At 72.5% G+C, this 26,781-nt stretch carries 24 protein-coding genes; 14 read left to right on the top strand and 10 right to left on the bottom strand.

Going from position 1 to position 26,781, the window contains the following annotated elements; all coding sequences use genetic code 11:
- From Mam01_RS18665 to Mam01_RS18655, 3 genes are all read left to right on the top strand, one after another.
- Positions 1–463: RICIN domain-containing protein (locus Mam01_RS18665; protein WP_204286561.1), on the top strand; the 463-nt coding region annotated here is incomplete at its 5' end.
- A 342-nt stretch (positions 464–805) separates the two neighbouring features.
- Complete coding sequence (locus Mam01_RS18660; protein ID WP_204286575.1) at positions 806–1,324, top strand: hypothetical protein; 519 nt, start codon at positions 806–808, stop codon at positions 1,322–1,324.
- Between the two features lie 77 nt (positions 1,325–1,401).
- Complete coding sequence (locus tag Mam01_RS18655) at positions 1,402–3,168, top strand: sensor histidine kinase (protein ID WP_204286560.1); 1,767 nt, start codon at positions 1,402–1,404, stop codon at positions 3,166–3,168.
- A 28-nt stretch (positions 3,169–3,196) separates the two neighbouring features.
- Here the strand turns inward: Mam01_RS18655 and Mam01_RS18650 are convergent, their stop codons facing one another.
- Positions 3,197–3,835 carry a response regulator gene (locus tag Mam01_RS18650; protein ID WP_150933404.1) on the bottom strand — a complete coding sequence of 213 codons (639 nt, stop codon included), beginning with the start codon at positions 3,833–3,835 and terminating at the stop codon, positions 3,197–3,199.
- A gap of 400 nt (positions 3,836–4,235) precedes the next feature.
- Between Mam01_RS18650 and Mam01_RS18645 the strand changes: the two genes are divergently transcribed.
- Positions 4,236–4,739 (top strand): ATP-binding protein, encoded by a 504-nt coding sequence (locus tag Mam01_RS18645; protein ID WP_204286559.1) that lies wholly within the window; start codon positions 4,236–4,238, stop codon positions 4,737–4,739.
- Here the strand turns inward: Mam01_RS18645 and Mam01_RS18640 are convergent.
- Positions 4,697–5,734, bottom strand: coding sequence for an AraC family transcriptional regulator (locus Mam01_RS18640; protein WP_204286558.1), 1,038 nt, complete (start codon positions 5,732–5,734; stop codon positions 4,697–4,699). The two genes, Mam01_RS18645 and Mam01_RS18640, sit on opposite strands and share 43 nt — an antisense overlap.
- 305 nt (positions 5,735–6,039) lie before the next feature.
- Here Mam01_RS18640 and Mam01_RS18635 point away from each other — a divergent pair, with 305 nt between their 5' ends.
- Complete coding sequence (locus Mam01_RS18635; protein ID WP_204286557.1) at positions 6,040–6,444, top strand: ATP-binding protein; 405 nt, start codon at positions 6,040–6,042, stop codon at positions 6,442–6,444.
- Positions 6,445–6,476: 32 nt separating this feature from the next.
- Here the strand turns inward: Mam01_RS18635 and Mam01_RS18630 are convergent, their stop codons facing one another.
- From Mam01_RS18630 to Mam01_RS18620, 3 genes are all read right to left on the bottom strand, one after another.
- Positions 6,477–7,457 (bottom strand): AraC family transcriptional regulator, encoded by a 981-nt coding sequence (locus Mam01_RS18630; protein WP_204286556.1) that lies wholly within the window; start codon positions 7,455–7,457, stop codon positions 6,477–6,479.
- A gap of 106 nt (positions 7,458–7,563) precedes the next feature.
- Complete coding sequence (locus Mam01_RS18625; RefSeq protein WP_204286555.1) at positions 7,564–8,652, bottom strand: LacI family DNA-binding transcriptional regulator; 1,089 nt, start codon at positions 8,650–8,652, stop codon at positions 7,564–7,566.
- Positions 8,636–11,119, bottom strand: coding sequence for a glycoside hydrolase family 3 N-terminal domain-containing protein (locus Mam01_RS18620; protein ID WP_204286554.1), 2,484 nt, complete (start codon positions 11,117–11,119; stop codon positions 8,636–8,638). The genes Mam01_RS18625 and Mam01_RS18620 overlap by 17 nt, the downstream gene beginning before the upstream one ends.
- Before the next feature lie 395 nt (positions 11,120–11,514).
- On the opposite strand from Mam01_RS18620, the gene Mam01_RS18615 reads away from it, so the two are divergent.
- From Mam01_RS18615 to Mam01_RS18605, 3 genes are read left to right on the top strand one after another with little or no spacing between them, the layout of a single operon-like run.
- Positions 11,515–12,831 carry an extracellular solute-binding protein gene (locus Mam01_RS18615; protein ID WP_204286553.1) on the top strand — a complete coding sequence of 439 codons (1,317 nt, stop codon included), beginning with the start codon at positions 11,515–11,517 and terminating at the stop codon, positions 12,829–12,831.
- Positions 12,832–12,833: 2 nt separating this feature from the next.
- Entirely contained in the window at positions 12,834–13,754 is a 921-nt protein-coding gene (locus Mam01_RS18610) for a carbohydrate ABC transporter permease (RefSeq protein WP_150933905.1), read from the top strand.
- 2 nt (positions 13,755–13,756) lie between these two features.
- Entirely contained in the window at positions 13,757–14,659 is a 903-nt protein-coding gene (locus Mam01_RS18605) for a carbohydrate ABC transporter permease (RefSeq protein WP_150933410.1), read from the top strand.
- A 37-nt stretch (positions 14,660–14,696) separates the two neighbouring features.
- Here Mam01_RS18605 and Mam01_RS18600 read toward each other — a convergent pair whose 3' ends face one another.
- On the bottom strand, positions 14,697–14,999 hold the full coding sequence (locus Mam01_RS18600; protein WP_204286552.1) for a hypothetical protein: 303 nt from the start codon (positions 14,997–14,999) through the stop codon (positions 14,697–14,699).
- A gap of 73 nt (positions 15,000–15,072) precedes the next feature.
- Here Mam01_RS18600 and Mam01_RS18595 point away from each other — a divergent pair, with 73 nt between their 5' ends.
- The 4 genes from Mam01_RS18595 to Mam01_RS18580 all read left to right on the top strand — a co-directional run bounded on the left by Mam01_RS18595 (position 15,073) and on the right by Mam01_RS18580 (position 16,939).
- Positions 15,073–15,525 (top strand): hypothetical protein, encoded by a 453-nt coding sequence (locus Mam01_RS18595; RefSeq protein WP_204286551.1) that lies wholly within the window; start codon positions 15,073–15,075, stop codon positions 15,523–15,525.
- Positions 15,518–15,928 carry a hypothetical protein gene (locus Mam01_RS18590; RefSeq protein WP_204286550.1) on the top strand — a complete coding sequence of 137 codons (411 nt, stop codon included), beginning with the start codon at positions 15,518–15,520 and terminating at the stop codon, positions 15,926–15,928. The genes Mam01_RS18595 and Mam01_RS18590 overlap by 8 nt, the downstream gene beginning before the upstream one ends.
- 92 nt (positions 15,929–16,020) lie before the next feature.
- Positions 16,021–16,413, top strand: a complete 393-nt coding sequence (locus Mam01_RS18585; RefSeq protein WP_204286549.1) for a hypothetical protein — start codon at positions 16,021–16,023, stop codon at positions 16,411–16,413.
- A gap of 175 nt (positions 16,414–16,588) precedes the next feature.
- Positions 16,589–16,939: a hypothetical protein gene (locus tag Mam01_RS18580; RefSeq protein WP_204286548.1), complete on the top strand. Its 351-nt coding sequence runs from the start codon at positions 16,589–16,591 to the stop codon at positions 16,937–16,939.
- A 6-nt stretch (positions 16,940–16,945) separates the two neighbouring features.
- On the opposite strand, the gene Mam01_RS18575 is transcribed toward Mam01_RS18580, so the two are convergent.
- Together Mam01_RS18575 and Mam01_RS18570 are read right to left on the bottom strand one after the other, a co-directional pair.
- Complete coding sequence (locus tag Mam01_RS18575; protein WP_239101419.1) at positions 16,946–17,305, bottom strand: STAS domain-containing protein; 360 nt, start codon at positions 17,303–17,305, stop codon at positions 16,946–16,948.
- A 7-nt stretch (positions 17,306–17,312) separates the two neighbouring features.
- The gene (locus Mam01_RS18570; RefSeq protein WP_204286547.1) at positions 17,313–18,725 is read right to left on the bottom strand and encodes a PP2C family protein-serine/threonine phosphatase; all 1,413 of its coding nucleotides are present in this window, start codon (positions 18,723–18,725) and stop codon (positions 17,313–17,315) included.
- Positions 18,726–18,882: 157 nt separating this feature from the next.
- Between Mam01_RS18570 and Mam01_RS18565 the strand changes: the two genes are divergently transcribed.
- The gene (locus Mam01_RS18565) at positions 18,883–23,139 is read left to right on the top strand and encodes a SpoIIE family protein phosphatase (RefSeq protein ID WP_239101418.1); all 4,257 of its coding nucleotides are present in this window, start codon (positions 18,883–18,885) and stop codon (positions 23,137–23,139) included.
- On the top strand, positions 23,136–23,450 hold the full coding sequence (locus Mam01_RS18560; protein ID WP_204286546.1) for an STAS domain-containing protein: 315 nt from the start codon (positions 23,136–23,138) through the stop codon (positions 23,448–23,450). The genes Mam01_RS18565 and Mam01_RS18560 overlap by 4 nt, the downstream gene beginning before the upstream one ends.
- On the opposite strand, the gene Mam01_RS18555 is transcribed toward Mam01_RS18560, so the two are convergent.
- Together Mam01_RS18555 and Mam01_RS18550 are read right to left on the bottom strand one after the other, a co-directional pair.
- Complete coding sequence (locus Mam01_RS18555) at positions 23,447–24,454, bottom strand: small ribosomal subunit Rsm22 family protein (protein ID WP_204286545.1); 1,008 nt, start codon at positions 24,452–24,454, stop codon at positions 23,447–23,449. The two genes, Mam01_RS18560 and Mam01_RS18555, sit on opposite strands and share 4 nt — an antisense overlap.
- Before the next feature lie 37 nt (positions 24,455–24,491).
- Entirely contained in the window at positions 24,492–26,747 is a 2,256-nt protein-coding gene (locus tag Mam01_RS18550) for a polysaccharide lyase 8 family protein (RefSeq protein WP_204286544.1), read from the bottom strand.
- Between the last annotated feature and the right edge of the window lie 34 nt (positions 26,748–26,781).

Below are 26,781 nucleotides of genomic sequence, written 5' to 3'. Positions count from 1 at the left end.
GGCCACTCCGACCGCGACCCCGACTGTGACGCCGACCGTCACGCCTACCGTGACGCCGTCGTCGACCCCGACCTCCGGTGGCAGCGGGCCGATCAAGGGCGTGGCCTCCGGCCGCTGCGTCGACGTGACCGGCGCCAGCCAGAACGACGGCACCCAGGTGCAGCTGTGGGACTGCAACGGCCAGGCCAACCAGACCTGGACGTCCACCTCGGCCGGTGAGATCCGGGTCTACGGCGGCAAGTGCCTCGACGCCGGCGGCAGCGGCAACGGCGCCAAGATCCAGATCTACTCCTGCCACGGCGGCACCAACCAGAAGTGGCGGGTCAACTCCGACGGCACCATCACCGGCGTCCAGTCCGGCCTCTGCATCGACGCCACCGGAGCCGGCACCGGCAACGGCACCAAGCTCCAGCTCTACAGCTGCCACGGCGGCACCAACCAGAAGTGGACCTGGAGCAGATGACGAAGAACGCTCTCGTGCATGACGTCGGACCCGTTGGGTAGACGCACGTCGAGAGTGCGCTGCGGGGTCGTGCGAGACCGGGGTGGTTGGTCACCCCCCGATCTCGTGCGGCCCCGCGCATGGGTTTCGCAGGGGTTTACCGAGGGGCCGAAGGTCCCACGATCACGGGACTTCGGAGTGATCGGAGGGTGCCGTACGGCTCTGCTCCGCGCAGGTGGTGTCGCGGTGTGCTTGGAGTGCACAAAGAAGCGACCACCGCAGCGAAAGGGGCCGGTCATGGCCATCACCGAAGGGCGGCACCAGAGGACCCCCCTCTTTCCCGCCACTCCTCCCGCTCCCCAGATGACCGGCCCGGCGACCGGCCCTGCGACCGGCACGGACCCGGCGAGATATGTCTGGGCCGCCGCCCGCATCGCCGTCGGCTGGGTGTTCCTGTGGGCCTTCCTCGACAAGCTGTTCGGCTGGGGCTTCGCCACCCCCGCCGCCAAGGCCTGGGTCAACGGCGGCAGCCCGACCACCGGCTTCCTGAAGGGCACCGCCGACCACACCTTCGGCGGCCTGTTCGGCGCCCTGGCCGGCCAGGGCTGGGTCGACTGGCTGTTCATGACCGGCCTGCTCGGCGTCGGCGCCGCCCTCGTCCTCGGCGTGGGCATGCGGATCGCCGCCGTCGCCGGCGGGCTGCTGCTGGTCCTGATGTGGGCCGCCGAGCTGCCGCTGACCACCAACCCCTTCATGGACGAGCACATCGTCTACGCCCTCGTCCTCGCGGGCCTGGCGCTGACCCGGGCCGGCGAGACGTTCGGCCTCGGCGGATGGTGGGCCGCCACCCCGCTCGTGCGCCGCTTCCCGATCCTCAGGTGAGACTCTCCGGCTCCAGTGCCCACTCCCCGCCCCCTGGGAGTGGGCATTGGCCTGTCCGCGATGCGACACTGCCCCCTATGACCGACCACGAGCTGTCCCGGTCGCTGATTCCGAGCATGCGACTGGACGACCTGCTGGCCGAGTTGCAGGCACGCCTCGAAGCGGTGCTGGCCACCCGCGACCGCGTCCACGCGCTGCTGGAGGCGGTGGTCTCCATCGGCAGCGACCTGGATCTGGAAGTCGTGCTGCGCCGCATCGTGGCGACCGCCGCCACCCTGGTGGACGCGACCTACGGTGCGATGGGCGTGATCGGCGAGGACAACACGCTGGTGCAGTTCGTCCCCGTCGGGCTGAGCGAGGAGGAGATCGCCCGGATCGAGCACTGGCCGCACGGCCTCGGCCTGCTCGGCCTGCTGATCAAGCAGCCGCGGACGCTGCGCCTCGCCGACATCTCCCAGCACCCCGAGTCGTACGGCTTCCCACCCGGCCATCCGCCGATGGGCGGGTTCCTCGGGGTGCCGATCCGGGTCCGCGACGAGGTGTTCGGCAACCTCTACCTGACCGAGAAGCGCGGCGGCGGGCAGTTCGACGAGGACGACGAGGCGATCGTGGTCGCCCTGGCCACCGCCGCCGGAGTGGCCATCGAGAACGCCCGCCTGTACGAGGAGAGCCGCCGCCGGGAGACCTGGCTGCAGGCGTCCGCCGAGATCACCACCCGCCTGCTCTCCGGCGCCGAGCCGCAGGAGGTGCTCACCCTCATCGCGCACCGGGCCCACCAGATGAGCGCCGCCGACGGCGTCGCGATCCTGCTGCCGCGCGCCGGCAGCGACGCGCTGCACCTGGCGCTGGAGCGCACCGGCTCAGCGGACCCGGCCGATCCCGGCGACTCGTACGACCCCGAGGATCAGGAGCGGACGGGCCCGGACGGCTCCGCGTACGACGGGCAGGTGCCGATCCAGGGCTCGCTGGCCGGGCGGGCCTTCCTCAGCGGTGAGCCGCTGATGCTCGACGACGACGGCGATGACGAGGAGACGTTCGCCTGGGCGATCAGCGCTCCCGCGGGGCCGGTGGCGGCGGTGCCGCTCGGCGCGCCCGGCGCGGTCCGCGGCGTGCTCGCCCTGGTGAAGCGTGCCGGGCGGATGCCCTTCAGCCGGTCGGAACTGCGCATGCTGCACGCCTTCGCCGGGCAGGCGGCGGTGGCGCTGGAACTCGCCGACACCCGCAGGGACGCCGAGCGGCTCGGCCTGCTCGAAGACCGCGACCGCATCGCCAAGGACCTGCACGACGTGGTCATCCAGCGGCTGTTCGCCGTCGCGATGACCCTGATGAGCACGGTGCGGCTGGTCGAACGCCCCGAGGCGTCCTCCCGCCTCCAGACCGCGATCGACGAGCTGGACACCACCATCCGGCAGATCCGCTCGACCATCTTCGCCCTGCAGACGCCGCGCGAGGACAGCTCTCCCAGCCTGCGCGCCCAGGTGGTGGACCTGGTCGAGAGCGCCCGGGGACACCTGGGCTTCATGCCGGGCCTGAGCCTGGAGGGCCATCTGGACAGCCGGGTGCCCCCGCAGGCGGCCGAGCACCTGCTCGCCGTGCTGCGCGAGGCCCTGTCGAACATCGTCCGCCACGCCAGGGCCTCGCGGGCCGACGTCACCCTCGACGCCGCCCGCGACCGGCTGACGCTCGTGGTCGAGGACAACGGCGTCGGCGTCCCCGCCGAGGGCCGCCGCAGCGGCCTGCGCAACCTCGCCGACCGCGCCGAGCGGCTCGGCGGGGCCTTCGCCCTCACCTCGCCCCCCGGCGGCGGCACCCGCCTGGAGTGGACCATCCCCCTCCGCGAATGACCGCCGCCGCGCGGCGGCTCACACGCGGCTAGTCGTGTTCGGCCTTGAGGCGGGCGGCCAGGGCGGCGGCCTGGGTGCGGCGCTGCATGTCGAGCTTGCCGAGCAGGTTCGACACGTAGTTCTTGACCGTCTTCTCGGCCAGGAACATCCGCTCGCCAATCTGCCGGTTGGTCAGGCCCTCGCCGATCAGTTCCAGGATCTGGCGCTCCTGGTCGGACAGGGCGGCCAGCGGATCCTTCCTGGTGGCCTGGTCGCGCAGCCGGTGCAGCATCGCGGCGGTGGTCTGCGGGTCGAGCAGCGACTGCCCGGCGGCCACCGTCCGCACCGCGCCGACCAGGTCGGAGCCGTGGATCTGCTTGAGCACGTAGCCGGCCGCGCCGGCCATCACCGCGTTGAACAGCGCCTCGTCGTCGGCGAAGGAGGTCAGCATCAGGCAGGCCAGGCCGGGCACCTTCGAGCGGACCTCCCGGCAGACGTCAACGCCGTTGCCGTCGGGCAGGCGCACGTCAAGCACCGCGACGTCGGGCCGCAGGGCCGGGATGCGGGCCACGGCCGACTCCGCCGTCCCCGCCTCGCCGATCACCTCGATGTCGTCCTCGGCATCCAGCAGCGCGGCCACGCCTCGCCGTACGACTTCGTGGTCGTCCACCAGGAACACGCGAATCATGACTCATACGCTAAGCCCTCACAGCCCGATCGGCCGAGCAGGGACCCGGCCGGTGAGGCCCTGAGCGGTGCCAGCCGCCCGTCCGCATGCCTGCTGTGGAGGGCGCACACCATGCGCGCCGCCGGCCGCCGGGGCACGGCACGGCCCTGATCTGCGGCTTGACGGAAGGCGGCGGTTCGTACCGTGGACACCGAAGCCTCGCCTCCGGGATAGTCGGCCCTGCCGAGCACACATAACGTGCAGATACGGCCGCTTCCACCAGCCGGGTGACTTCCCGTCGGGAGGGTCCCGGCGGGGTGGCCGCGAAGGTGGGCGAGGGGAAGCTCCTCGCGCACACCGACCAGTGACGACGCCCAGACACTCCGGCCGCGGGTCGGCTCCGTGAGGAGTCCGCCGGCCGGTGGCCGAGGAGCAGGACGCCACGATGGACGCACAACTCATGAACCCTGCCTACGTCGCCGGGGCCGCGGCGCCCACGGCTGTGTACACCAGTCCGGTGCCCCACACGCCGCAGGCGGTCGCCGCCGTACGGCACCGGGCGCGCGGCCCGCTCACGACATGGGGACTGTCGGAGGATGCCGTGGAGGAGGCCCTGCTCGTGGTCTCCGAGCTGGTCACGAATGCCGTGCTCCACGCTCTTCCCCCGACCGAACTGCGACTCTTCCTGCTGGAGGACCTCGTACGGATCGAGGTCGCGGACTCGGGGACGGCACCCGTGCGGCCCGGCGGCACTTTCGCGCCGGTGTACTGCGGACGCGGCGACGCCGTCGTCGGAGCGCTCGCGGTCAGGTACGGCGCCGACATCCGGCCGAAGTCCGTCATTCACTGGGTGGAGCTGCGGGCACAGCCCTCTTGCCGGCTTCAGTGCCGCAGGGTCCGCGAGGGAGACTCCCCGAATCGCTGACGATAGGCCAGGGAGAACCGGCCGAGATGGGTGAATCCCCAACGGTACGCGACATCGGTGACCGTGGCGGTCTCCGGACCGCGAACCGCGAGTTCGGCATGGGCCCGTTCGAGGCGGACCTCTCGCAGGTAGCCCATGGGCGTCTTCTCCAGATGACGCCGGAACCCCTCCTGCAACGCCCGCGCGCTCACCCCCACGGCCTCGGCGATGTCCTCCACGGTGAGCGGTTCGTCCGCGTGCTCCTCGATCAGCCGTACGGCCCGCCTCACCGTGGGCGGCGCGACCTTCCGCCACCCGCCGGACAACGCGTCGCTGTAGTTGCTCGGCTGGGTCAGCAGCAGCTGCGTCATCAGCAGTCCCTCCAGCTGCCTGACGGCGAGAGGCTGCTCCAGCATGCCGCCGCCGGCCTCGGCCTCGTTGCGGAGGAGCTCGACCAGCGATCGCCAGGAACGGGCCGGGGGCCGCGTCAGATCCATCCCCAGGGAGAACGTGAGCGGCCGATCCGGCCGCCGCCCGAGCAGCCTGCCCAGGTGGGCCTCCATCGCCGGACGGCCGAACCTGGCGATCAACTGCCTGCCCTCGGCCCATCGTATGGACGTGGGCCGCGTCAGCGACTGCACGGAAGCGACTTCGGGGGTACATTCGATCAGCTCCCGGCCCTGGGACACCTCCACGTGGCCGGCAAGCGGCATCCCGACAAGGAGATGGCTGTCCTGCACCTCGGGTGTGACCAGCACCTCCGGCCCGTAGCCGAAGCTGAAGAGGCCGACGCTCTCCAGCTGGAACCCGTACAGCCAGGCGTCGACATGGGCGCCGGTGCTCGCGACGCGCACCTGGTGTGCGCCAAGCACCTCTCCGATCCTGACCTGGGCCTCCTCCAGGTCATGGGTGCGCAGCCGCGGACGCGCGGCGAGCGCCGGCGGCTGACCGGGCGTGCCCCCAGCCCCTCTGCGGTCACACGATCCGGGCGAGGCGCGTTCTGTGTGGACCGACACGAACTCAGCCTACGTTCCCCCTGGTAGAAGGGACAATTCACGCTCCGGCGGCCACCTGCGGCGGTACGGGCCGAGGCCGGGACGCGGGAGATCGGCCTTGGTGGAGTCCGGGAGGGAACGGGGGGTTCGTAATGTGGACGTCATGCCTCGTCTTCGGGATAGCACGAATTGAGCGACCCACATAACGTGGGGATATGCACGCTCTCACCAGCTGGACGCCTCCTCGCCGGGAGGGTCACGGCGGGGCTCTCCGGACGGGTCCCGCGCTGGTGATCAGGGAGCACAAGACGATGAACGTACAGATCATGGATCGTGCCGATATCTCCACGGCCGCGACGGCCGTCTACACATATCCGGTGTCCCACTCCTTCCAGGCGGTCGGCGGGGCGCGCCGCCGGGCGCGCGACGTGCTGGCGGAGTGGGGCCTGTCCCGGGACACCGCCGAGGACGCCGTACTCGTGATCTCGGAACTGGTCACGAACGCCGTGCTCCACGCCCTGCCGCCGGCCGAGCTGCGGCTGTCCCTCCACGGAGACGTCGTACGCGTCGAGGTCGGCGACTCGGGAGCGGCGCCCATGTGGCCGGGCAGCGCGCCCGCGTCGGACGAGCGGGGACGCGGCGGCGACGTCGTCGAGGCGCTGGCGCTCAGTCACGGCGCCGACGTCCGCTCCGACTCCGCGACCTACTGGGCGGAACTGCCCGCCTGCTGACCGGCTCGGGCCCTCATCAGCCCGGGCCGTGATCAGCGACGCAGGGTGTCGGAGGGCGACTCCCCGAACCGCTGCCGATAGGCCAGCGAGAACCGGCCGAGATGGGCGAACCCCCACCGGTAGGCGACGTCGGTGACGGTCGCGGCGACCGGATCGGTGACCGCGAGCTCGGCCCGCGCCCGGTCGAGGCGCACCTCACGCAGGTATCCCATGGGCGTCTTCTCCAGGTGACGCCGGAACCCCTCCTGCAACGCCCGCGCGCTCACCCCCACGGCCTCGGCGATGTCCTCCACGGTGAGCGGTTCGTCCGCGTGCTCCTCGATCAGGCTCACGGCCCGCCTCACCGTGGGCGGCGCCACCCTCCGCTGCCCGCCGCACAACGCGTCGCTGTAGTTGCTGGGCTGTGCGATGAGAAGCTGCGTCATCAGCAGCCCCTCCAGCTGCCTGACGACGAGCGGCTGCTCCAGCATGCCGCCGCCGGTCTCGGCCTCGTTGCGGAGGAGTTCGGCGACCGACCGCCAGGAACGGGCGGGGGGCCGCGTCAGGTCCATGCCCAGTGAGAACGCGAGCGGCCGGTCCGGGCGCCGCCCGAGCAGCCTGCCGAGCTGGTTTTCGAGCGCTCCGCGGTCGAACCGGGTGAACAGCCCGCAGTGCCCGGCCGACCACCGCACCGACATGGGCCTGGTCAGCGACAGCACGGAGGCGAGCTCGGGGGTCGACGTGATCCGCTCGGACCCGTGGGACACCTCGGCGACACCGGCGAGCGGCAACGAGACGAGGAGGTGCCTGTCGATCATCTGAGGAATGATCGACACCGCCGCACCGTAGCCGAGACAGTACAGACCGATGCCGTCGAACTCGATGCCCGTCATGCAGGCGTCGATGTGAGCGCCGGGCTCCACGGGACGCAGCTCGTAGCGGCCGAGGACCTCGCCGACTCTGGCCTGGGCCTCGTCGACGTCCTGGGTGCACACCCGCGGATGCGCGGCGAATGGTAATGACCGATCGGACATCTCCGCCTCCCCCAGCGGTCGCGCGACCCGAAGCGCGCGGACGTGGCCGTCCCCCCGGACGGACAGTCCATCCCAGCCTACGTGGCCCAGCCTACGTTCGGCCTGGTCAGGCTGTGTACGCCCGACCCCGGCGGGCGTCCGCCGGGGTGTCTTCCGGGGCGGCCGCCGGAGTGTCCATGGTCGCGACGGGCGCGGTCGACCCGCGCACCACGAGTTCGGTGGCGAGCTCGACGTGGTGCGACTCGATCCGTTCCCCCGCCGCCAGGCGCAGCGCCGTGCGCACCGCGACGGCGCCCATCTCCCGCAGGGGCTGGCGTACGGTCGTGAGGGGCGGCGAGGCCATCCGGGCGATCTGGGTGTCGTCGAACCCCACGACGCTGACGTCCTCCGGCACCCGCAGCCCGCGCGCCCTGGCGGCCTCCAGCACCCCGAACGCGATCTCGTCGCACCCGGCGAAGATCGCCGTGGGTGGCTCGGGGAGATCGAACAGGGCCGCGCCGCCCTCGATCCCGTCCTGGTAGTGGAAGTGCGCCGTCCGCACATACCCGGCGGGTACGGAGACGCCCGCCGCCTCCATCGCGGCCCGGTAACCGTGCAGCCTGGCCTGGGTGCAGGCCGCGGTGGCCGGGCCGCCGAGGTGGGCGACGCGCCGGTGGCCCAGCCCGAGCAGGTGCTGCGTGGCGGCCAGGCCTCCGGCGAAGTTCGTGGAGCCGACGCTGGTCACCCGGGTCCTCGGCAGGTTCAGCGGATCGATCACCACAAGGGGCAGCCGCGCCCGGGACAGGGCGCCGAGCTGCCCCCCGGTCAGCTCGCCGGTGACGGCGACCAGCGCCCGCCGCCCGGCCGCGACCAGCCCGCGGGCCCATCCCCCCGTGCGGTCGGCGGAGCGCCGGATGCTCACCACGATCGACGCGTCGAGCTCGGCCCCGGCCTCCACCGCGCCCTGGACGATCTCGGTCGAGTACGGGTTGAGGTCGTCGTCGAACTCCACCTCGACCGTGTCGGAGGCGGCCGGCTCGCCCCGGCGCTGCGGCGGCGCGACGTAGTCGTGCTGCGCGAGCAGCGACAGCACCAGGGAACGCGTCGCCGGGGCGACGTCGCTGCGGCCGTTCAGCACCTTCGACACGGTCGCGACCGAGACCCCCGCCGAGGCCGCGACCGTCGCCAGCGTGGCCCGTCTACGACTGGCCGCCATCTGATCCTCCCTGTCGCGTGGCGCCGGCCCCCGGCGCCGGGGTCACTCCCACAGGGGTCGCCGCTTCGGGGATCACTTCCACGGGGGTGACGAGCCGGCGGCCACGGCCGACGTGGCGGAGCGGGCCGGTCAGCCGTACACGGCCCCGGCAGGGCAGGTCCGACGCCGACGTGCCGACGAGGACGTCGAGGTCCCCGGGCTCGACCACCCGCCGCAGGTCGCGTCCGGTGAAGGCGGTGCGGTCGGTGTGGACGGTGAAGGTCGCCCGCGCGCTCTCGCCGGGCTCCAGCCGGACCCTGGCGAAGCCGGTGAGCTGCCGCACCGGCCGGGTGACCTGGGCGAGCACGTCGTGCAGGTAGAGCTGGACGACCTCCTCGCCCGCGCGCGGGCCGGTGTTGCGCACGCGCACCGACACGGTGAACTCGCCGTCCGTGGGCACCTCGGTCGCGCTGATCTCCAGCTCGCCGATCTCGAAGGTGGTGTAGGAGGCGCCGTAGCCGAACGGGAACAGCGGGCTCGGGTCGAGGTTGCTGATGCCGTGGCTGTCGGCGCCGAGCGGCGGCTGGAGGTAGGTCCCGGGCTGGCCGCCGTGGCTGCGGGGGATCTGCACCGGCAGCTTCCCGCACGGCTGCACCCGGCCGGACAGGACGCCCGCGATCGCCGCCCCGCCCTCCTGCCCGGGCATGAACGCCTGCACGAGTGCGGCGGCGTTGTCGTGCACGTCCCCCAGCGCGTACGGCCGGCCCGAGACGACCACCACGACGACCGGCGTGCCGGTGGCGGCCAGCTCGGTCAGCAGGTCCTCCTGGACCCCGGGCAGCCGCAGGTCCTCGGCGTCGCACCCCTCGCCCGAGGTGCCCTGCCCGAACATCCCGGCGAGGTCGCCGACGACGGCCACGCACAGGTCCGACTCGCGGGCCGCCCGCAGCGCGTCCGCGAAGCCGGAGCGGTCCGCGTCCCGCCAGTCGCAGCCCCGCTCGTGCACGATCTCGACGTCCGGCAGCTCGGCCCGCAGCGCGTCGAGCAGGCCGGGTGCCTCCACGCCGAGCCCGAGCCCGGGATAGCGGGGCAGCACGTGGTTGGGGAAGGAGTAGCAGCCCATGAACGTGCGCGGGTCCTCCGCGCAGGGCCCGACCACCGCCACCCGGCGCAGCTCCGGGCGCCCCTCGCCGAGCAGCGGCAGCGCGGCGCCCGCGTCGAGCAGGACGACGGACCGCTCGGCCAGCTCCCTGGCCAGCTCCCGGTTGCCGGCCGAGTCCAGGTCCACCGTCTCCGACTCGGCCACCGACTTCTCCGGAGTCCAGTCGGGGTCGAGCAGGCCGAGCTCGATCTTCTGGGTGAGCAGCCGGCGCGCGGCCCGGTCGATCAGGGCCTCGGGCAGCTCGCCCCGCCGCACCCGGTCGGCCAGGTGCTGGCCGAAGCCGAGCGTGTCGGGCAGCTCGACGTCGATCCCGGCGCTCAGCGCCTGCACGCCCGCGTCCTCGGCGTCCGCCGCGACCTGGTGCATCGTGGCCAGGAACGCCACCGCCCAGTAGTCCGACACGACGGTCCCGGTGAAGCCCCACTCCTCGCGCAGCACCTCGGTCAGCAGCCACGGGTCGGCGACGGAGGGAACGCCGTCCAGGTCGCAGTAGGAGTTCATGACCGAGCGCGCGCCGCCCTCCGCGATCGCGGTCTCGAACGTCGGCAAAATCGTGTCCATCAGCTCGCGCCGGCCCATCGGCACGGGGCCGTGGTTGCGGGCCGCCCGGGACGCGGAGTATCCGGCGAAGTGCTTGAGCGTGGCGATGACCCCCGCCTTCTCCAGGCCGCGCACGTACGCCGAGCCGAGCATCGCGACGAGGTACGGGTCCTCGCCCAGGGTCTCCTCGACCCGCCCCCAGCGGTAGTCGCGCACCACGTCGAGCACGGGCGACAGGCCCTGGTGGACGCCCACGGCGCGCATGTCCCGCCCGATCGCCGAGGCCATCCGCTCCACCAGGCCGGGGTCGAACGTCGCGCCCCAGGCGATGGCGGTCGGGTAGACCGTCGCGCCGTAGGTGGTGAAACCGGTCAGGCACTCCTCGTGCACCAGCGCCGGAATGCCCAGCCGGGAGTGCTTCACCACCTCGTGCTGCAGTCGCACCACCTCCGCGGCGCCCTCCGCCGCCGTCACCGGGGTGCTGCCGAACACCCGCGTCAGATGGCCGAGCCCGTGGCGCACCGACTCCTCGAACGGCACCGTCCCCGCGGCCGCGAACACGTCCTGCATGGGCGCCACGTTGTGCGTGCCGGTGTCCTCCTCCGGCTGGGCGACCTGCTCGTCCTGCATGTCGTTGCCGATCCACCGGCTGCCGAGCTGCCCGATCTTCTCCTCAAGGGTCATCTCCTCGAGGAGGGCCTCCACCCGGTCGGCCACGGGAAGCGCGGGGTCCTGCCACGGCCGGAGGATCCGGTCCGTCGCGGGGGTCCGGTCGAGCGCCGTCATCTGCTCTCCTCAAGAAAGAGTTTCGAAACATTTCGAGGCCTGGCCGCGGAATCTGTTGAAACACGGATGTTTCACGAGATCACCAGCTAGACGCCCATGCGAAAGTACTCTACACACGGCTAACCCGCCTGTGCCGAGGGTGTGAGAGGAGCCTTGACACGTTGGTAACGCCTATCTAAATTGGCGTGCCACGCGGCTTGTGTCGAAATGTTTCGACGGCCTGACTTCAAGGAGGAGTGGGGCGGAGGCGCCCACGGTGCTGATCACGGTGTTGATCCAGTTCGCCGGCCACCGCATCCGATGTTCGGCGAGCCGCGCTCAGCCTCGGCATGCGACGTACGGAGAACAGCGTGGAGTCCAGGTCTACATCTCGCCGTGCTTTCCTTTCCCTTTCGATGGGCCTTCCCCTGGGCGCCGCGCTGGCGGCCTGTGGCACGTCCGGCCCGGCCCCGAGCGGCGGTGCCGCGAGCGGCGCCGCCGCGGGCGGAAACGGGGGCGGGGCCAAGGCCAGCTACTGGTTCCTCTCGGGCCCGCCCGGTGAGGCGCCGCGGACCGCGGCCGTGAAGCGGTTCAACCAGGCCAACCCCAATGGCCAGATCGATTTCAACGTCATCCAGAACGACGCGTACAAGACGAAGATCAAGACCGCGATCGGCGCGGGCCAGGCGCCCACCATCATCTGGGGCTGGGGCGGCGGCGGTCTGCGCAGCTACGTGCAGGCCGGCCAGGTCGAGGACCTCACCTCGTGGTTCGGTGAGAACGCCGCGGTGAAGGACCGGCTGTTCCCCGGCGCCTTCGGCGCCGCGACTATCGACGGCAAGATCTACGCGATGCCGTGCGAGACGGTGCAGCCGATCGTCCTGTTCTACAACAAGAAGGTCTTCGAGAAGGTCGGGGTGCAGCCGCCGCAGTCGTACGGCGACATCCTGGACCTGGTGAAGAAGTTCAACGCCCAGGGCATCGCGCCGTTCTCGCTGGGCGGCCAGTCCCGCTGGACGAACATGATGTGGCTGGAGTTCCTCTTCGACCGCACCGGCGGCTCCGAGGTGTTCCAGGCCGTCTTCGACGGCGAGAAGGACGCCTGGAACAACCCCGCGTCCATCGAGGCCCTGACCAAGATGCAGGAGCTCATCAAGGCCAACGGGTTCATCAAGGGCTTCTCCTCGATCACCGCCGACTCGAACGCCGACCAGGCGCTGCTCTACACCGGCAAGGCCGCGATGATGCTGCACGGCAGCTGGTCGTACGGCATCCAGCAGGCGCAGGGCGGCGACTTCGTCTCCAGCGGAGGCCTCGGCTTCATGAACTTCCCGCCGATCGACGGCGGCAAGGGCGACCCGAGCGACACCGTCGGCAACCCGGGCCAGTACCTGTCGATCTCCTCCAAGGCGACGCCCGAGCAGAAGGAGATCGCGAAGAAGTTCTTCGCCTCCGGCGTCCTCGACGAGGCCGAGCAGAAGGAATGGGTCGGCACCGGCGGCGTGCCGATCGTCAACGGCTCCGACAAGCTGTTCACCGGTTCCAAGGACGCCGAGTTCCTGAACTTCGTCTACGGCGTCGCGAGCAAGGCCAAGGTGTTCGCCCAGTCCTGGGACCAGGCGCTCAGCCCGACCGCGGCCGAGGTGCTGCTGGACAACATCGCCAAGCTGTTCCAGCTGTCGATCTCGCCGCAGCAGTTCGCCACGAACATGAACGCGGTCATCGGCAAGTGACCATGTCCGCGACCGCCACCGGACGGACGTCGTCCGCCGCCGCGCCCAAGGCGCGCGGCGGCGGCGTCCTGCCGTGGCTGGCACTTCCGGCCCTGCTGGCCTTCGTGGCCTTCGCGGTGATTCCGCTGATCGGGGTGCTGCTGCTCAGCTTCACGTCCTGGGACACGCTCGGCACGATCCAGCTGACCGGGCTGGAGAGCTGGCAGTCCGTGCTGTCCGACCCCGGCCTGCCGCACGCGCTGTGGGTGACGTTCCTGATCACGGCGCTCTCCTGGGCGGTCCAGACCCCGGCCAGCATCCTGATCGGGGTGTTCCTCGCGGGACACCAGCGCTACCGCGAGCTGCTCGCGGTCCTGTACTTCATCCCGCTGCTGCTCAGCTCGGCGGCCATCGCGATCACCTACAAGGCGCTGCTCGACCCCAACTTCGGGCTCGGCGCGGGGCTGCACATCGACCTGCTCACCCAGGACTGGCTCGGCGAGCCCGGCCTCGCCCTCGGCGTCGTGATCTTCGTGGTGTCGTGGCAGTTCATCCCGTTCCACTCGCTGCTCTACCAGGGTGGTGTACGGCAGATCCCGCGCTCGCTGTACGAGGCCGCGGAGCTGGACGGCGCGGGACGGGTCCGCATGTTCTTCAACATCACCCTGCCGCAGCTCAAGTACACGATCATCACGTCGTCCACGCTGATGATCGTCGGCTCCCTGACCTTCTTCGACCTGATCTTCGTGCTGACCGAGGGCGGCCCCTCCGACGCCACCCGCGCGCTCGCCCTGGACATGTACAAGCGCGGCTTCCAGGCCAACCTCATGGGAGCGGCCTGCGTGATCGGCGTCATCCTCGTTCTCGTCGGCCTCGCCCTGGCGCTGCTGCTGCGCCGGCTCGGCGGCCGCGACCCCAACGCCAGCCAGCTCGAAGGGGCCTGACCGTGACCGCGACCCACACGCCGGCGGCGGCGAAGCGCCCCACCGCGGCCCACTCGCGCGGACGCCGCCCCGCAACGCCCAGCCAGCGCCCCAACTGGCTGGGCGGGCTCATCGGCTGGCTCTGGCTCGCCGTGGTGATCGTCCCGATCTACTGGATCGTGATCACCAGTTTCAAGACGCAGAGCAACTACTACGTGACCAACCCGCTGCTGCCGCCCTCCGATCCGACGCTGGACAACTACCGGCTCGTCATCGAGATGGACTTCCCGCTGTACTTCCTGAACAGCCTCCTCGTCGCCGTCGGCACGGTGATCCCGTCGGTCCTGTTCTCGTTCATGGCGGCGTACGCGATCGTCCGGAGCGGCAGAGCCAGCCGGTTCCTCCGCGGGGTGAACTCGCTCTTCCTCATGGGCCTGGCCATCCCGCTGCAGGCGACCGTCATCCCGATCTACCTACTGATCATCAAGCTGAGCCTCTACGACTCGCTGACGGCGCTGGTCCTGCCGTCGATCGCCTTCGCGATCCCGCTGTCGGTGCTGGTGCTGTCCAACTTCATCCGGGACGTGCCCAAGGAGCTCTTCGAGTCGATGCGGATGGACGGCGCGACCGAGTGGATGACACTGTGGCGCCTGGCCTTCCCGCTGACCCGGCCGGCCGTGGTGACGGTGTCGATCTACAACGCGCTGAACGTCTGGAACGGGTTCCTGCTGCCGCTGATCCTCACCCAGAGCCCCGACAAGCGCACCCTGCCGCTGGGGCTGGCAGCCTTCCAGGGCGGGCCGTACGGCGTGAACGTGCCCGCCGTGCTCGCCTCCGTGGTGCTGACCATCGTGCCGATCCTGGTCCTCTACACCGTCGGCCGTCGTCAGCTGCTCAGCGGCCTGACCGCCGGTTTCGGCAAGTAGAACCCGCCGGGGGCCGCCCCCGGCGGGCCCCGGCCCCTCAGTCTCCGCCGTACAGACGGTCCAGGTGGACGAGCTCCACGTCGGGCCGTCTGCCGGCGAGCCGCACCAGCGCCGCCGAGAACCCGGACCGGGCGAACAGGAGCAGCTTCGGGAGAGCGCCGACCTTGCCGGCGGGCAGCAGCCCGCGCAGGTGCTCCAGGCGTTCCAGCTCGGGGACGTCGACCGGCGCCTCGGTGCTCTTATCCGGGTCCGGGTGTGCTGCTTGGCGCGGCTCAACGGGCTGAGCGCCTACTGAAAGCAGCGCGGGCGCCCCTATGTTCGGCCTTGGAGGTTCTGCCAAGGGGTGGCAATCATCGGGCCCGGGTTCGGCGAGAGTGGAGACGGGGGCCGGTCGGCGGGGTAGAGGCACAGCGATGCCGATCACTCCCACCTCCGACACCCTTCGCGTGCGCTCGCGCCGTGCCGTCGCACGGCCCGCCGCGGTGGCGATCGCACTCGCGCCGGCCCTGATGATGGCCCTGGTGACGACCCTGGTGACCGGCGCGGGCACGGCCGCCGCCTCCGCCCGGTCCCGCACGCCCGCCGGTCAACACACGGGGACCGGTGACGGCAACGGGAACGACTCGGCCGTGCGCGTGGGCAACGGCTCCGACAACCGGAACATGGTGACGATCGGCAGCAGCCGCATCAGCGGGGTCCTGTACCAGTTCTCCGCGGGGATCGGCGGGGTGAGCAGCGTGCAGGGCGGCCAGTGCAAGCCGCACGTCCGCCACTGCGTGCTGACGCAGAAGGTGCAGGCGTCCGCCTCCGCGTCGGCGCGTGCCGGTCGTCGCGATCGCACCCGGACGGGTGAACGGCGTGCGTGACCGGCCGGCCGCCGTACGGGTTCTCGTCCCCCTGGCCCTGGCGATCGTGACGGTCCTGGCGATCGCGATCGCCTGGTCCGTCGCGCCGCCCGCCGCGGACGCGGTGGCGCTCCGGGCCGACGGCGGCGACCGCAACGGCAACCGCGCCCTGGTCCGCGTGGGCAACGGCATCGACAACACCAGCCACCTGGCGGTGGGCAGCGCGAGGAACGGCGGCATCCAGCAGCAGACGATCGGCGTCGGCGGCGTCTCCAACGCCCAGAGCACGGCCTGCCGGCGGTGGTTCCGCCGCTGTGAGGCGACCCAGAGAATATGGGCGTCGGAGCAGGAATTTTCGGGGGGTATATCCCCCAAAAGCCGACGTGACGCCAAAAAGACCGCCATGAGGTCAGTGCGGCGGTAATCATTTCCATGCGGCGGTGACGTGCGCGGCCCCACGGGGTAGATGCCCGGTGTATTCCACCCGGATGCTGAACCGAGAGGGCGTAAAGGACAATGGCTCGTCACACGGCGCGAAACGCGCTCATCGACTCGGCGGCACGCCTGCTGGCGCTGGGCGCGCTGGCGGTCACGAGCGCGGGCGTCGCGCTCTCGCCGGGCAGCGCCGCAGCGGCGGGCCGGGGCTGGGGCGGCGGTGGCGGCGACGCCAACGCATCGGGCACGCGATGGGTGATCAACAACGGCCTGAACAACCGCGCCTACCTGCTGACCGGCAGCCAGCGGAACGCCTTCGGCGTCCAGCAGGTCGTCGCGGGCGTGGACGCGGCGGTGAACACGCAGGCCGCCAACTGCAGGCACCGGCCCGGCTGCGGCGTCCCGCAGCACATCTGGGGCAGCAACACGAGTTTCCCCACCACCCGGGGAAACGTGACGCTGGGAGGACACTGATCGGGTCCTGCGGCATCCGGCCCGTCCTCCGGCGGATATCGGCCGCTTGTTCGCGGTCGCCTATTCGCGATGGGCAAGAATATGACAAGACGCGCGCCGGGGAATCCGCTCGACGACCGCCGATATTACGCTGTGCCCGACCCGGATCGGGATTGCGTGCACAGGACGGTGGCGAATGGCTCAGTCATACCGCGGAGCGCGCGGCGGGCGCCGCCGCGTCCCGCTCCTCGCGGGGCTGCTCTCCGGCGCGGTCATCACGCAGGCCCTCCTCGCCCTCCCCGCGGCGGCGGCCGGCCGGCGGGCGGAGGATCCGCCGGCGGGAAGGGGCCCGGCCTCGATCGGGAACGGCACCCGCGACCGGAACGTCGTGTTCCTGGACAGCCCCACCCACAGCCGTGGTCACCAGCACACCAGAGCCAGCACCGCCGGTGGCGCGAGCAACGTGGAGGACGGCTTCTGCCGCCGGGTCACGAACTGTGACATCAGGCAGAACCTCACGGTCGTCATCGGCGCCGCGGCCTCCTGAGTCACGTCACGCCGTCGACTCGCGCCGGTCCTTCACCGCGCGTACGGCCTCCTCGGGGGAGTCGTAGAAGGCGAGCAGCTGGTCCAGGCCCATGATGTGGAAGACCCGGGCGATGTCCTGCTCCAGGCCCGCCAGGAGCAGGGCGCCACCGGCGTCGTGCGCGCGCTGGTGTGCGGCCACCAGCGTGGCGATGCCCGTCGAGTCGCAGAAGGTCAGGCCGGACAGGTCGATCACCAGGTCGACGCCGGGAGCGAAGGGCACCTCCTCCAGGGCAGCGCGCAGCCGGGGAGTGGTGTGGTGATCCAGATCGCCGGTCACCACCAGCACGCGTGGCCCTGCGGCGTCCGGTTGAAGGGTGACGGTCAAGCCGTGATCATGCTGCACCTTGGCTCCCGGAGGACGATGATCGGGTGGCGGGCGGGACGGACAGGGCGAGGACCGCGGTGTCGTCGGACACTCCCTCGCCCAGGGCCGTGATCAGGTCGTGCACCGTGTCCAACAGGGCGTCGGCGCTCGTCGGCCCGGCCGCGGCGAGGCAGGCCGTCAGGCCGTCCTCGTCGAGCATCGAGCCGGTCTCGGTGCGGGCTTCGGTGAGGCCGTCAGTGTAGAGCAACAACGCGTCCCCCGCGTTCAGGCGGGCGCCGACCTGGGCGAAGTGCGGGTTCCTGAGGATGCCGATCAACTGCCCGCCGGCCGGGTGGATGGGTTCGACCACCCCGTCCGCCCGCACCGCGAGCGCCGGTGGGTGACCCCCGGTGGCGAGCGTGACACCGAAACCGTCGCCGTCGGGTTGCAGGACCCCGAAGACCGCGGTGCAGTACGGCGCCGGAATGTCGCCGCCCGCGTGCTCCTGCTGCAGCACCGCGTCGAGATTGGCCAGCACGGCGTGCGGATCGGCGTCGTACACCGCCGCGGCGCGCAGGGTGTAGCGGACCAGCGAGGTGAGGGAGGCGGCCCCGGCGCCCTTGCCGCAGACGTCGCCAAGGAAGAACCCCCACCGGTCGCCGTCGAGGGGGAACAGGTCGTAGAAGTCTCCGCCGACCTCGTCGGCGGAGACGGGGTGATAGGCGGCGGCCGCGCGCAGGCCCGGCACCCGGGGCAGCGCGGGCGGCAGCAGGGTCCGCTGCAACGTGCGGGCCAGCCGTTCCGCGCCCGCGCGGAGTTGCCGTTCGATCTCCACCGTGCGCTGCGTGACCAGCCGCACCTGAAGCTCGTCCATCACGAGGTCGGCCAGGTCCCGCAGGCAGGCGAGCTCCTCCTCGCCGGCCTCGCGCGGGCGGGTGTCCATGACGTTGACGCTGCCCAGCGGCTCGCCGTCGGGCGTCACGATCGGCGCCGCCGCGTGGAACCTGATCCCCGGCTCGCCGCGCACCGCCGGGTCGCCGGCCGCTCCCGGGTGCAACCGGGCGTCGGAGACGGCGTGCGGGCCGTCGTGCCGTACGGCCGCGGCGCACAGGGTCCCGACGATCGGGGCCTCGACGGTCGGAGATTCGACGATCACGGGCTCCATGATCGAGACCTCGGCGATCGCGCGGCGCGCGGGCGGGCCGTGCGCGGCGATCACGCGGACGAGGTCGTCCCCGACGATCGTCACCGTGGCGAAGGGCGCCTGGAAGATTCGCGCGGCCAGGGCGGCCACCCGGTCGAACGCCCCGCCGGACGCGGTCTCCAGGGCCGCGTATCGGCGCACGGCCTCCAGCCGGGGCGCCTCCTCATCGGAGTCCGCCACCGCGGGCCTGCCGGGTGCTTCCTCGACCGTGCTGACCTCGGGCTCCTCACCTGTCACCGGGGCGCGCCCCCAGGGGGCCCGCGTCACCCGTCAAACGTTTGCCCTATCCTACGAAACCATTGAACTGTTCCTTCCCTGACCTGCCGGACTCGCCCGACAGGGCGGCACGACCCGGGCCGGCCCGCGGCGGCCCGGCCGTCGAGGGAGAAGACGCGTGGGCGACGAGCAAGCGGCGGGACCGATGTCTGCCGAGGACGGTCAGCCGGTGGAGCTCCTGTTCCCCGGCGGCGGCGAGATGGCGCGGCGGATGCGCGGCTATCCGTGGTCCGGGATCTCCATGGGAGACCCGGGCACCTGGCCCGCGAGCCTGCGCACCGCCTGCCGGATCTGCCTCACCTCCCGTTTCCCCATGATCGTGTGGTGGGGCGAGGAGCTGCGCTTCCTCTACAACGACGCCTACCTGCCGCTGCTCGGGTCCAAGCACCCCGCCCTGGCCAAGCCGGGCGACGAGGTCTGGACGGAGATCTGGCACACGATCGGCCCGATGCTGCGCTCGGTGATGGACTCCGGCGAGGCGACCTGGTCGGAGGACCTGCTGCTGCCGATGAACCGGCACGGCTACTGGGAGGAGACGTACTGGACGTACTCCTACAGCCCGCTGCACGACGACGACGGCGTCGTACGCGGAGTCTTCACCGCGGTCAGCGACACCACCGAGCGGTTCATCGGGGAGCGGCGCCTGGCGGTGCTGCAGGACCTCGGGGCCCAGGCCGGGCACGCCCGCAGCGTCGCCGAGGCGTGCCGGCTCGTCGCGGAGGCGCTGGAGCGGTCGGGCGCCGACGTGCCCTTCTCGGCGATCTACCTGCGCCGCCCCGGCACGGACGAGCTGACGCCGGCCGCGACGAGCCCGCGCGACGCGAACGTCTCCCCGCTGCCCGGCGGCCCCGGCGGCTGGCCGGTCGACCAGGTGCTGCGCACCGGGGAGTCCGTCGTGCTGACGGACGTGGCGGAGCGGTTCGGGGCGCTGCCCTCGGGCGGCTGGCAGACCCCTCCCACGCAGGCCGTGGTGCTGCCGCTGGCCGGTGAGACCGGCGGCGGGATGATCGGGGTGATGGTGCTCGCGGCCAGCGCGGGCCGGGCCCTCGACGAGGCGTACGAGTCGTTCCTCGGCCTGGTGGCCCGGCAGACCGCCGCCCTCGTCAACGCGGCCGTGGCCTACCAGCTCCAGCAGCGCCGCGCCGAGGAGCTGACCGAGCTCGACCGGGCCAAGACGGCGTTCTTCTCCAACGTCAGCCACGAGTTCCGCACCCCGCTGACCCTGATCATGGGACCGGTGGAGGAGCTGCGCACCGCGCTGGCCGGGGACGGCGAGCGGGTGCCCGCGGACCGGCTGCGCGCGGAGCTCGACGTCGTCCACCGCAACGGCCTGCGGCTGGGCAAGCTCGTCAACACCCTGCTGGACTTCTCCCGCATCGAGGCCGGTCGCATGCGGGCCCGCTACGAACCGGTGGACCTCGCCGCCGTCACCACCGACCTCGCCGGCGTCTTCCGCTCGGCCGTCGAGAAGGCCGGGCTCGCCTTCGAGGTGGACTGCCCTCCCCTGGACGAACCGGTGTACGTCGACCGGGGCATGTGGGAGAAGGTCGTGCTCAACCTGCTGAGCAACGCCCTGAAGTTCACCTTCGACGGCTCCGTACGGGTCACGCTGCGCGCGAAGGACGGCCACGCGGTCGTCACCGTCGCCGACACCGGGATCGGGATCCCCCGGCACGAGCTGCCCCGGTTGTTCGAGCGCTTCCACCGCGTCGACAGCGCGCGGTCGCGGTCGAACGAGGGCAGCGGCATCGGGCTGGCGCTGGTCAAGGAGCTGGTGGGCCTCCACGGCGGCACGATCGACGCCGAGAGCGCCGAGGGCGAGGGCACCGCGTTCACCATCCGCCTGCCCTTCGGCTCCGCGCATCTGCCGCCCGACGGCCTGGTCGCGCCGCCACCCCCGGACACCGCCTCGACGGACACTGCGTCGACGGACACTGCCGCAAGCGCCGCCCGGTCCGCCGCTCCGTACGTGGAGGAGGCCCTGCGCTGGCTTCCCGAGGGACCGGAGTCGCCGGAGGACGAGACCGAGGCCCTTGCGGCACGTGCGGACGGGCCGCGTCCGCGGATCCTGGTCGCCGACGACAACGCCGACATGCGGGACTATCTGCGGCGCCTGCTGCGGCCGGCGTACGAGGTCGACGTGGTCACCGACGGCCAGGCCGCGCTGGAGGCCGTCCGCGCCGACGCTCCCGACCTCGTCGTCAGCGACGTGATGATGCCCCGCCTGGACGGCCTGCGGCTGGTGGCGGCGCTGCGGGCCGACCCCCGCACCGCCGCGGTCCCGGTCCTGCTGCTGTCGGCCCGCGCGGGACAGGAGGCCGGCATCGAGGGGCTGGACGCGGGCGCGGACGACTACCTGGTCAAGCCGTTCTCCGCCGACGAACTGCTCGCGCGGGTGCGGGCCACCGTGGAGCGGGCGCGCCTGCGCGCCCACCATCTCCGGTGGCACGCCGCCATGATCGAGTCGTTGCAGGAGGCGTTCTTCGTCGCCGACGAGAACGGCGCGGTCATCGAGGTCAACGCGGCCTTCGCCGACATCGTCGGGTACGGCCCCGAGGGGCTCCCCTATCTTCCGCGTCATCCCTGGCTGCCGGCCGAGACCGACGACCCGGTGACGTACCGGAGGCTCGCCGAGGCGTACCAGCGCGTGACGAGCCACGGCAGCGGAAGCTGCGTGGTGCCGCTCCGTCACGGCGACGGGCACCAGGTCTGGGTGGCGGCCACCTTCGTCGCCGTCGCCGACCCCGGCACCGGCGAGCGCCGGATCGTCGGCACCCTGCGCGACGTCACCGCCGAGCACTATCTCGTCCAGCGGGAGACCGCCCTCGCCGCGCTCAGCGTGCGCGTCTCCGAGGCGGGCAGCGTGTCCGACGCGCTGACGGGGGCGCTCGCGGAGCTGCGCGAGGTCTGGCGGGCCCGGCACGTGACGGCCGCGCTGTGGCACGACGAGGTGGAGCCCACGCTCTTCCGCGCCGGTCCCGTAAGCGAGGCCGGGACCGAGACAGGGACCGAGGCCGGGCACGCGACTGGGACCGGGAAGGGGACCGGCTGGCTCGACCTGCCCGCGGAGCTGCGGGACCGGCTCGCCGAGCTGCGCGGCTACCCGCCGTTGCGCCCGCTCGCGAGCGAGGCGGACGGCGCGGGCGTCAGCCTGGAGCATCCCGCCGGAATCCTCACCCTGTGGATAGATCTCGGCCAGAACCGGCCCTTCACGGCCGAGGACCAGACGCTGCTCGCGCTGCTGACCGGTCATCTGGGCCAGGGCCTGCACCGGGTGCACCAGCTCGACCAGCAGCGTGAGGCCGCGGTCGCCCTGCAGCGGGCCATCCTCGGCCCCTCCCACCTGCCCGCCGGCTTCGCCGTACGGTACGAGCCGGCCACCCGCCCGCTGGAGGTGGGCGGCGACTGGTACGACATCGTGCCGCTGCCGGACGAGCGCATCGGCATCGTGGTGGGCGACTGCGTGGGGCGCGGCCTGGAGGCCGCCGCCGTCATGGGCCAGCTCCGCAGCGCCTGCCGGGCCCTGCTGCTGCAGGAGGCGGGGCCGGCCCAGGTGCTGACCGCCCTCGACAAGTTCGCCGCCCTGGTGCCCGGCGCCCGGTGCACGACCGTCTTCTGCGGCGTCCTCGACACCACGACCGGCCGTCTCGTCTATTCCAGCGCCGGTCACCTGCCGGGCATCCTGGCCCATCCCGACGGCAGGACCGAACTGCTGGAGGGCGGGCGCTCCACGCCGCTCGCGGTCTGGCCCGGCCGTCCCCGGCCCGAGGACGTGCGCACGATGCCGGCGCGGTCGACGCTGCTGCTCTACACCGACGGCCTCGTCGAACGCCGCCGGAGGGCGCTGACCACCGGCATCGACCAGGCGAGCGCCGCCGTGCAGGACGGCCGCTCGGCCCCGATCGAGGACCTCGCGACACAGGTCATGCGCCGGATGGCGCCGGACACCGGATACAGCGACGACGTCGCGCTGTTGCTGTACCGCCAGCCCGCGCCGCTGGAGGTTGCCTTCCCCGCCGAGTCGAGCCAGCTCGCCCCGGTCCGTACGGCCCTGCGCGACTGGCTGAACCGGTGCGAGCTGAACCCCGCGATGATCCAGAACATCCTGGTCGCGGCGGGCGAGGCCTGCGCCAACGCGATCGAGCACGGCCACCGCGACGCCCCCGGGCGCACCGTGCGACTACGGGCGGTCGCCACCGCGGGCGATCTCTACCTGACCGTGGCCGACAGCGGCAACTGGAAATCGCCGAGACCGGAGGCCAACACGCACCGCGGCCGCGGGGTCGCCCTGATGCGCGCCCTGATGCAGCGCGTCACCATCCATCCCGGTGCCGCCGGCACCACCGTCGACATGCACGCGAGGATCCCCCGATGACGACTCCCCTGACCATGGCTCCGTCTCGCCGTTCCGACGGCACCCCGGTCCTCACCGTCAGCGGCGAGATCGACATGAGCAACGCGGGCGAGCTCGACGCCGCGCTGTCCGGTGCGCTGTCCGGCGCCTCCGTGGACGGCCACGCCCTGCTGGTCGACCTCAGCGCGGTCGAGTACCTCGACAGCGCCGGGCTGACCGTGCTGTTCGCGCACGCCCCCCGCATCGAGCTCGTCGCCAACGACCTGCTCGCCCCGGTGCTCACCATCTCCGGCCTCGTGCAGGTCACCACCGTCCACGGAATGGGGTCCTAGACGGCGGGCGGGGGCCAGGCGTCGCCCCAGGCGACGTCACGCGCCTCGCGGTAGGCCTCCCCCTGCCGCTTCGAGACGGGGTGGTCGGCGAGCCCGTCGCCGTTCGTGCACAGGCGCAGCGTCACCAGCCCCTTGCGCTTCAGCGGGTGGCGCACGACCCGGCTCTCGGCGCGCGGCCACGGCCGGGCCGACGCCGCGACGTAGGAGAACTTCTCGTCCTCGAAGCTCAGCGTGCCGTCCTTGACGCGGCGGTGCAGGGCGCTGCGGTTGAGCCGGACCGCGAAGTGGCACCAGTCCCGGCCCTCCACGATCGGGCACTCGCCGTCGTGCGGGCAGGGCGCGACGATGTGCAGGCCCGCCTCCGCCAGCAGCCGCCGGGCCGCGGCGATCCCGGCGTAGCCGGCGGGCGTGCCGGGTTCGATGATCACCAGCATGCCCGCGTGCCGCGCCGACTCCAGCGCCAGCGACCGCACCACGTCGTCCCGGACCCCGGGTGACAGCTCCCCGAGCACGTACGACATGGTGACCAGGTCGGCCGCGGGCGCGGCCGTCCCCCGGTCGAGCACCGTCTGCCGCCAGCGGGCCTCCCGTACGGCCGCCGCGGACGCGCGGGCGGCCAGCCGCCGGCCGAAGGCGATCGCGGAGGCGGACTGTTCGAGGACGGTGACGTCCGTCAGGCCGGGCCAGACCGCGTTCGCGGCCCACACCGCGCTGCCCGTCCCGCCCCCCACGTCGGCGTGCGTCATCGGCGCGAAGCCGGGCGCGAGCAGGGCGACCTGGCGCAGCGCCGCGGCCACGGCGCTGTAGGTCGCCGGCATGCGGTAGCCGGCGTACGCGGCGACGGCGGCCTCGGAGCCCAGCGCGGGGACGCTCCGGTCGAAGCCCTCCCGGTACTGCCGGATGAGCGTCTGGACGTTCCGCGTCAGCTCCGGCACGGGAAAGCGCCCGAGCGACTCTTCCAGCGCGTCTTCGAGGGCATCGGGGAGGACGGACACACCGCTCATGATGCCCCGCCCCTGCTCAGCCTGTCGAAACGGCGCCTCACGCGAGCCGTACGGTGACCGTGTGGGAGGCGCCGGCCCGATCCGCCAGTCGGCCGAAGACGAGCGTGAGCCGCGCCCCCGTCCGGGCACTGGCCAGGAGCGGATGCGGGTTCACGATCCCGGCCACCGGGTGGTCCCACGTCACGGTCAGCCCGTCAAGGACACACCGGGGATCGGCCACCGTCACCGTCGCCGTGCCGTCACCCAGGTCCCGTACGAGGACCGCGCACGGATCGGAGGCGGCCAGGTCGCCCGCCCGTCCCCCGGCCCAGAAGCAGGCCGCGGTGATCCCGAGCGACGTCACCGCGATCCCCTGCTGGGCGGAGGTGTTGGCGAGCACGCGGGCCCAGCCGGGGTCGGCGGCGCGGGCCCGCGTCGCGGCCAGGTTCGCCCCCGGCATGAGGTGGTAGACGTAGCCGGCCGCGTCCGGGTCCACGCCGTGGTCCAGCCAGATCGTGGCGTACGACCGGCTCGCCCCGCCCGCCGTACGGGTCTCGCGCAGCGTCCGCAGCGGCTGGCCCGGGGGCAGGACGTAGCCGCCGTGGCCGTCCAGATGGGCCCGCCCCGCCACGGCGTCCACCGTAAGGGCGGCGCCGGTCCTGCGGTTGTCCACCACGGTCTCGACCGGCACGCCGTCCCGGCTCGTGATCCCGGCGCCGAGGCAGACGACCGCGTCGTCGAGGAAGAACCACGACTTGAAGGCCTCGAGGGCGCTTTCCAGGCCGTACAGGTGCTGGCCCACGGCCGCGTACGCGCCGTCGGTGACGCCGCCCACCCAGTCGGCCGGCGGGCGGGTGTCGCCCCACGCGCCGCCCGCCCCGTCCGGCAGGCGCAGGGTGGAGACGGTGGTGCCCGGCAGCCGGTAGGGGTCCACGGTGGGCCAGAAGGAGTCGGAGTACTGGTCGCCCCCGCCCCACCAGTAGAGCATCCCGGCGCCCGTGTGCCAGCCGCGCGGGTTCTCGCCGTTGCCGTGCTCGTAGCGCGCCACCCGCGAGGAGGCCATGCTGAGCGCCGCGCACCAGCCCGGCCGGCGGTGTACGGCGCGGGCGCTCATGGGGAACAGGCGGTGCCCGGAGGGCTCGGGCGCCGCCGGTGTCGTCTCGTCGCGCAGCACGGCCGCGAGCCGCGCGTGGAACGCCGGATCGCCCTCGGCGGCCCGGAGCATGGGCTTCGCGGTGTCGCGCGCCGCCCAGCCCTTGACCATGCCCCGCCAGCGGGCCCGGTCGGCGGCCGGGGCCGTCTCCGCCAGCAGCAGGATCGCGGCGGCGATCTCCCTGCCGCGCGCGTGGTCGCCGTACGGCCGTCTGGCGACTCCGCGTCCCCGTACGAGGTCCAGGCACGCGCCGTCGTGGACGAACGGCGCGAACGACCTGTCGACCGCGTCGAGAACGTTGTGGAAGGCCGGGTCGGCGATCTCCCACGGCGTGCCGCGCAGCACCGCGGCCAGCGTCGCGAGGCCGGTCAGCGCCACCGCGCCGTACCCGCCCTGGTAGGGGACCGAGCCGTGCTGGATGAACGAGCCATCGCGGTAGAACCCGTCGCCCTCGGTGACGTACCGGAAGACCGGCGAGAGCGCGGAGACGGCGAGCGCGGCCCGGCCGGGGTCCGCTCCGGCGATCGCCCGCAGCAGCGTGACCGTGCACAGGTCCACCCGGTTGGCCCCGGTGCTGTTGCCCGCGTAGTCGTCGAGGCGGTCCGGGGGGACGAAGTTGTCCACAGCCTCGCACAGCGCCGCGTTCCGACCGCCCGTGAGGTGCGGACCGGCCAGCACGGCCGCGTCGAGGAGCGCCCTCGGCGCGCCGATCTGCCAGTCCCACCAGTTGCCGGTCTGGCGGGCGTCCGCGGCGTACACGTGCCGCACGTAGTGCTCGATCCCGGTGGCCACGGCCGAGCCGAGGCCCGGCTCGGCCGTCAGCCCGGTGCCGGGCAGCGCGTACGCGCGGGCCATGGCCCGCAGCCGCGACGGGGTGGCGCCGAGGGACGGGAAGGGCAGGTCCGGCCAGAGCGACCGGCCGGTGAGGGTCATGGCGTCGCGGTGCAGGCGGGCCGCCGCACCCAGCCGGGCCAGCCGGGCCCGGTACGGCTCCCGCGCCGGATCGAACAGCCCCGCGCCGAGGGTGACCTCCCGCCAGCGGCGGCCCAGCGCGGTCAGTTCCTCGACACCGGCTCCGGTCCCGGTGCGGGGAGCGCAGGCCGTGAGGAGAACGGCGAGCCCGCTGAACTGGAGAAATAATCGCCGGGAAGGTCCCTTCACACGTAGATTATCCGCGCGATCCGCCGCTTTCCTC

Origin of the sequence: Microbispora amethystogenes (assembly GCF_016863015.1) — a bacterium.
GTDB classification, from domain to species: domain Bacteria; phylum Actinomycetota; class Actinomycetes; order Streptosporangiales; family Streptosporangiaceae; genus Microbispora; species Microbispora amethystogenes.
The sequence above is the reverse complement of the archived record's forward strand: the minus strand, read 5'-3'. Positions and strand labels throughout refer to the sequence as shown.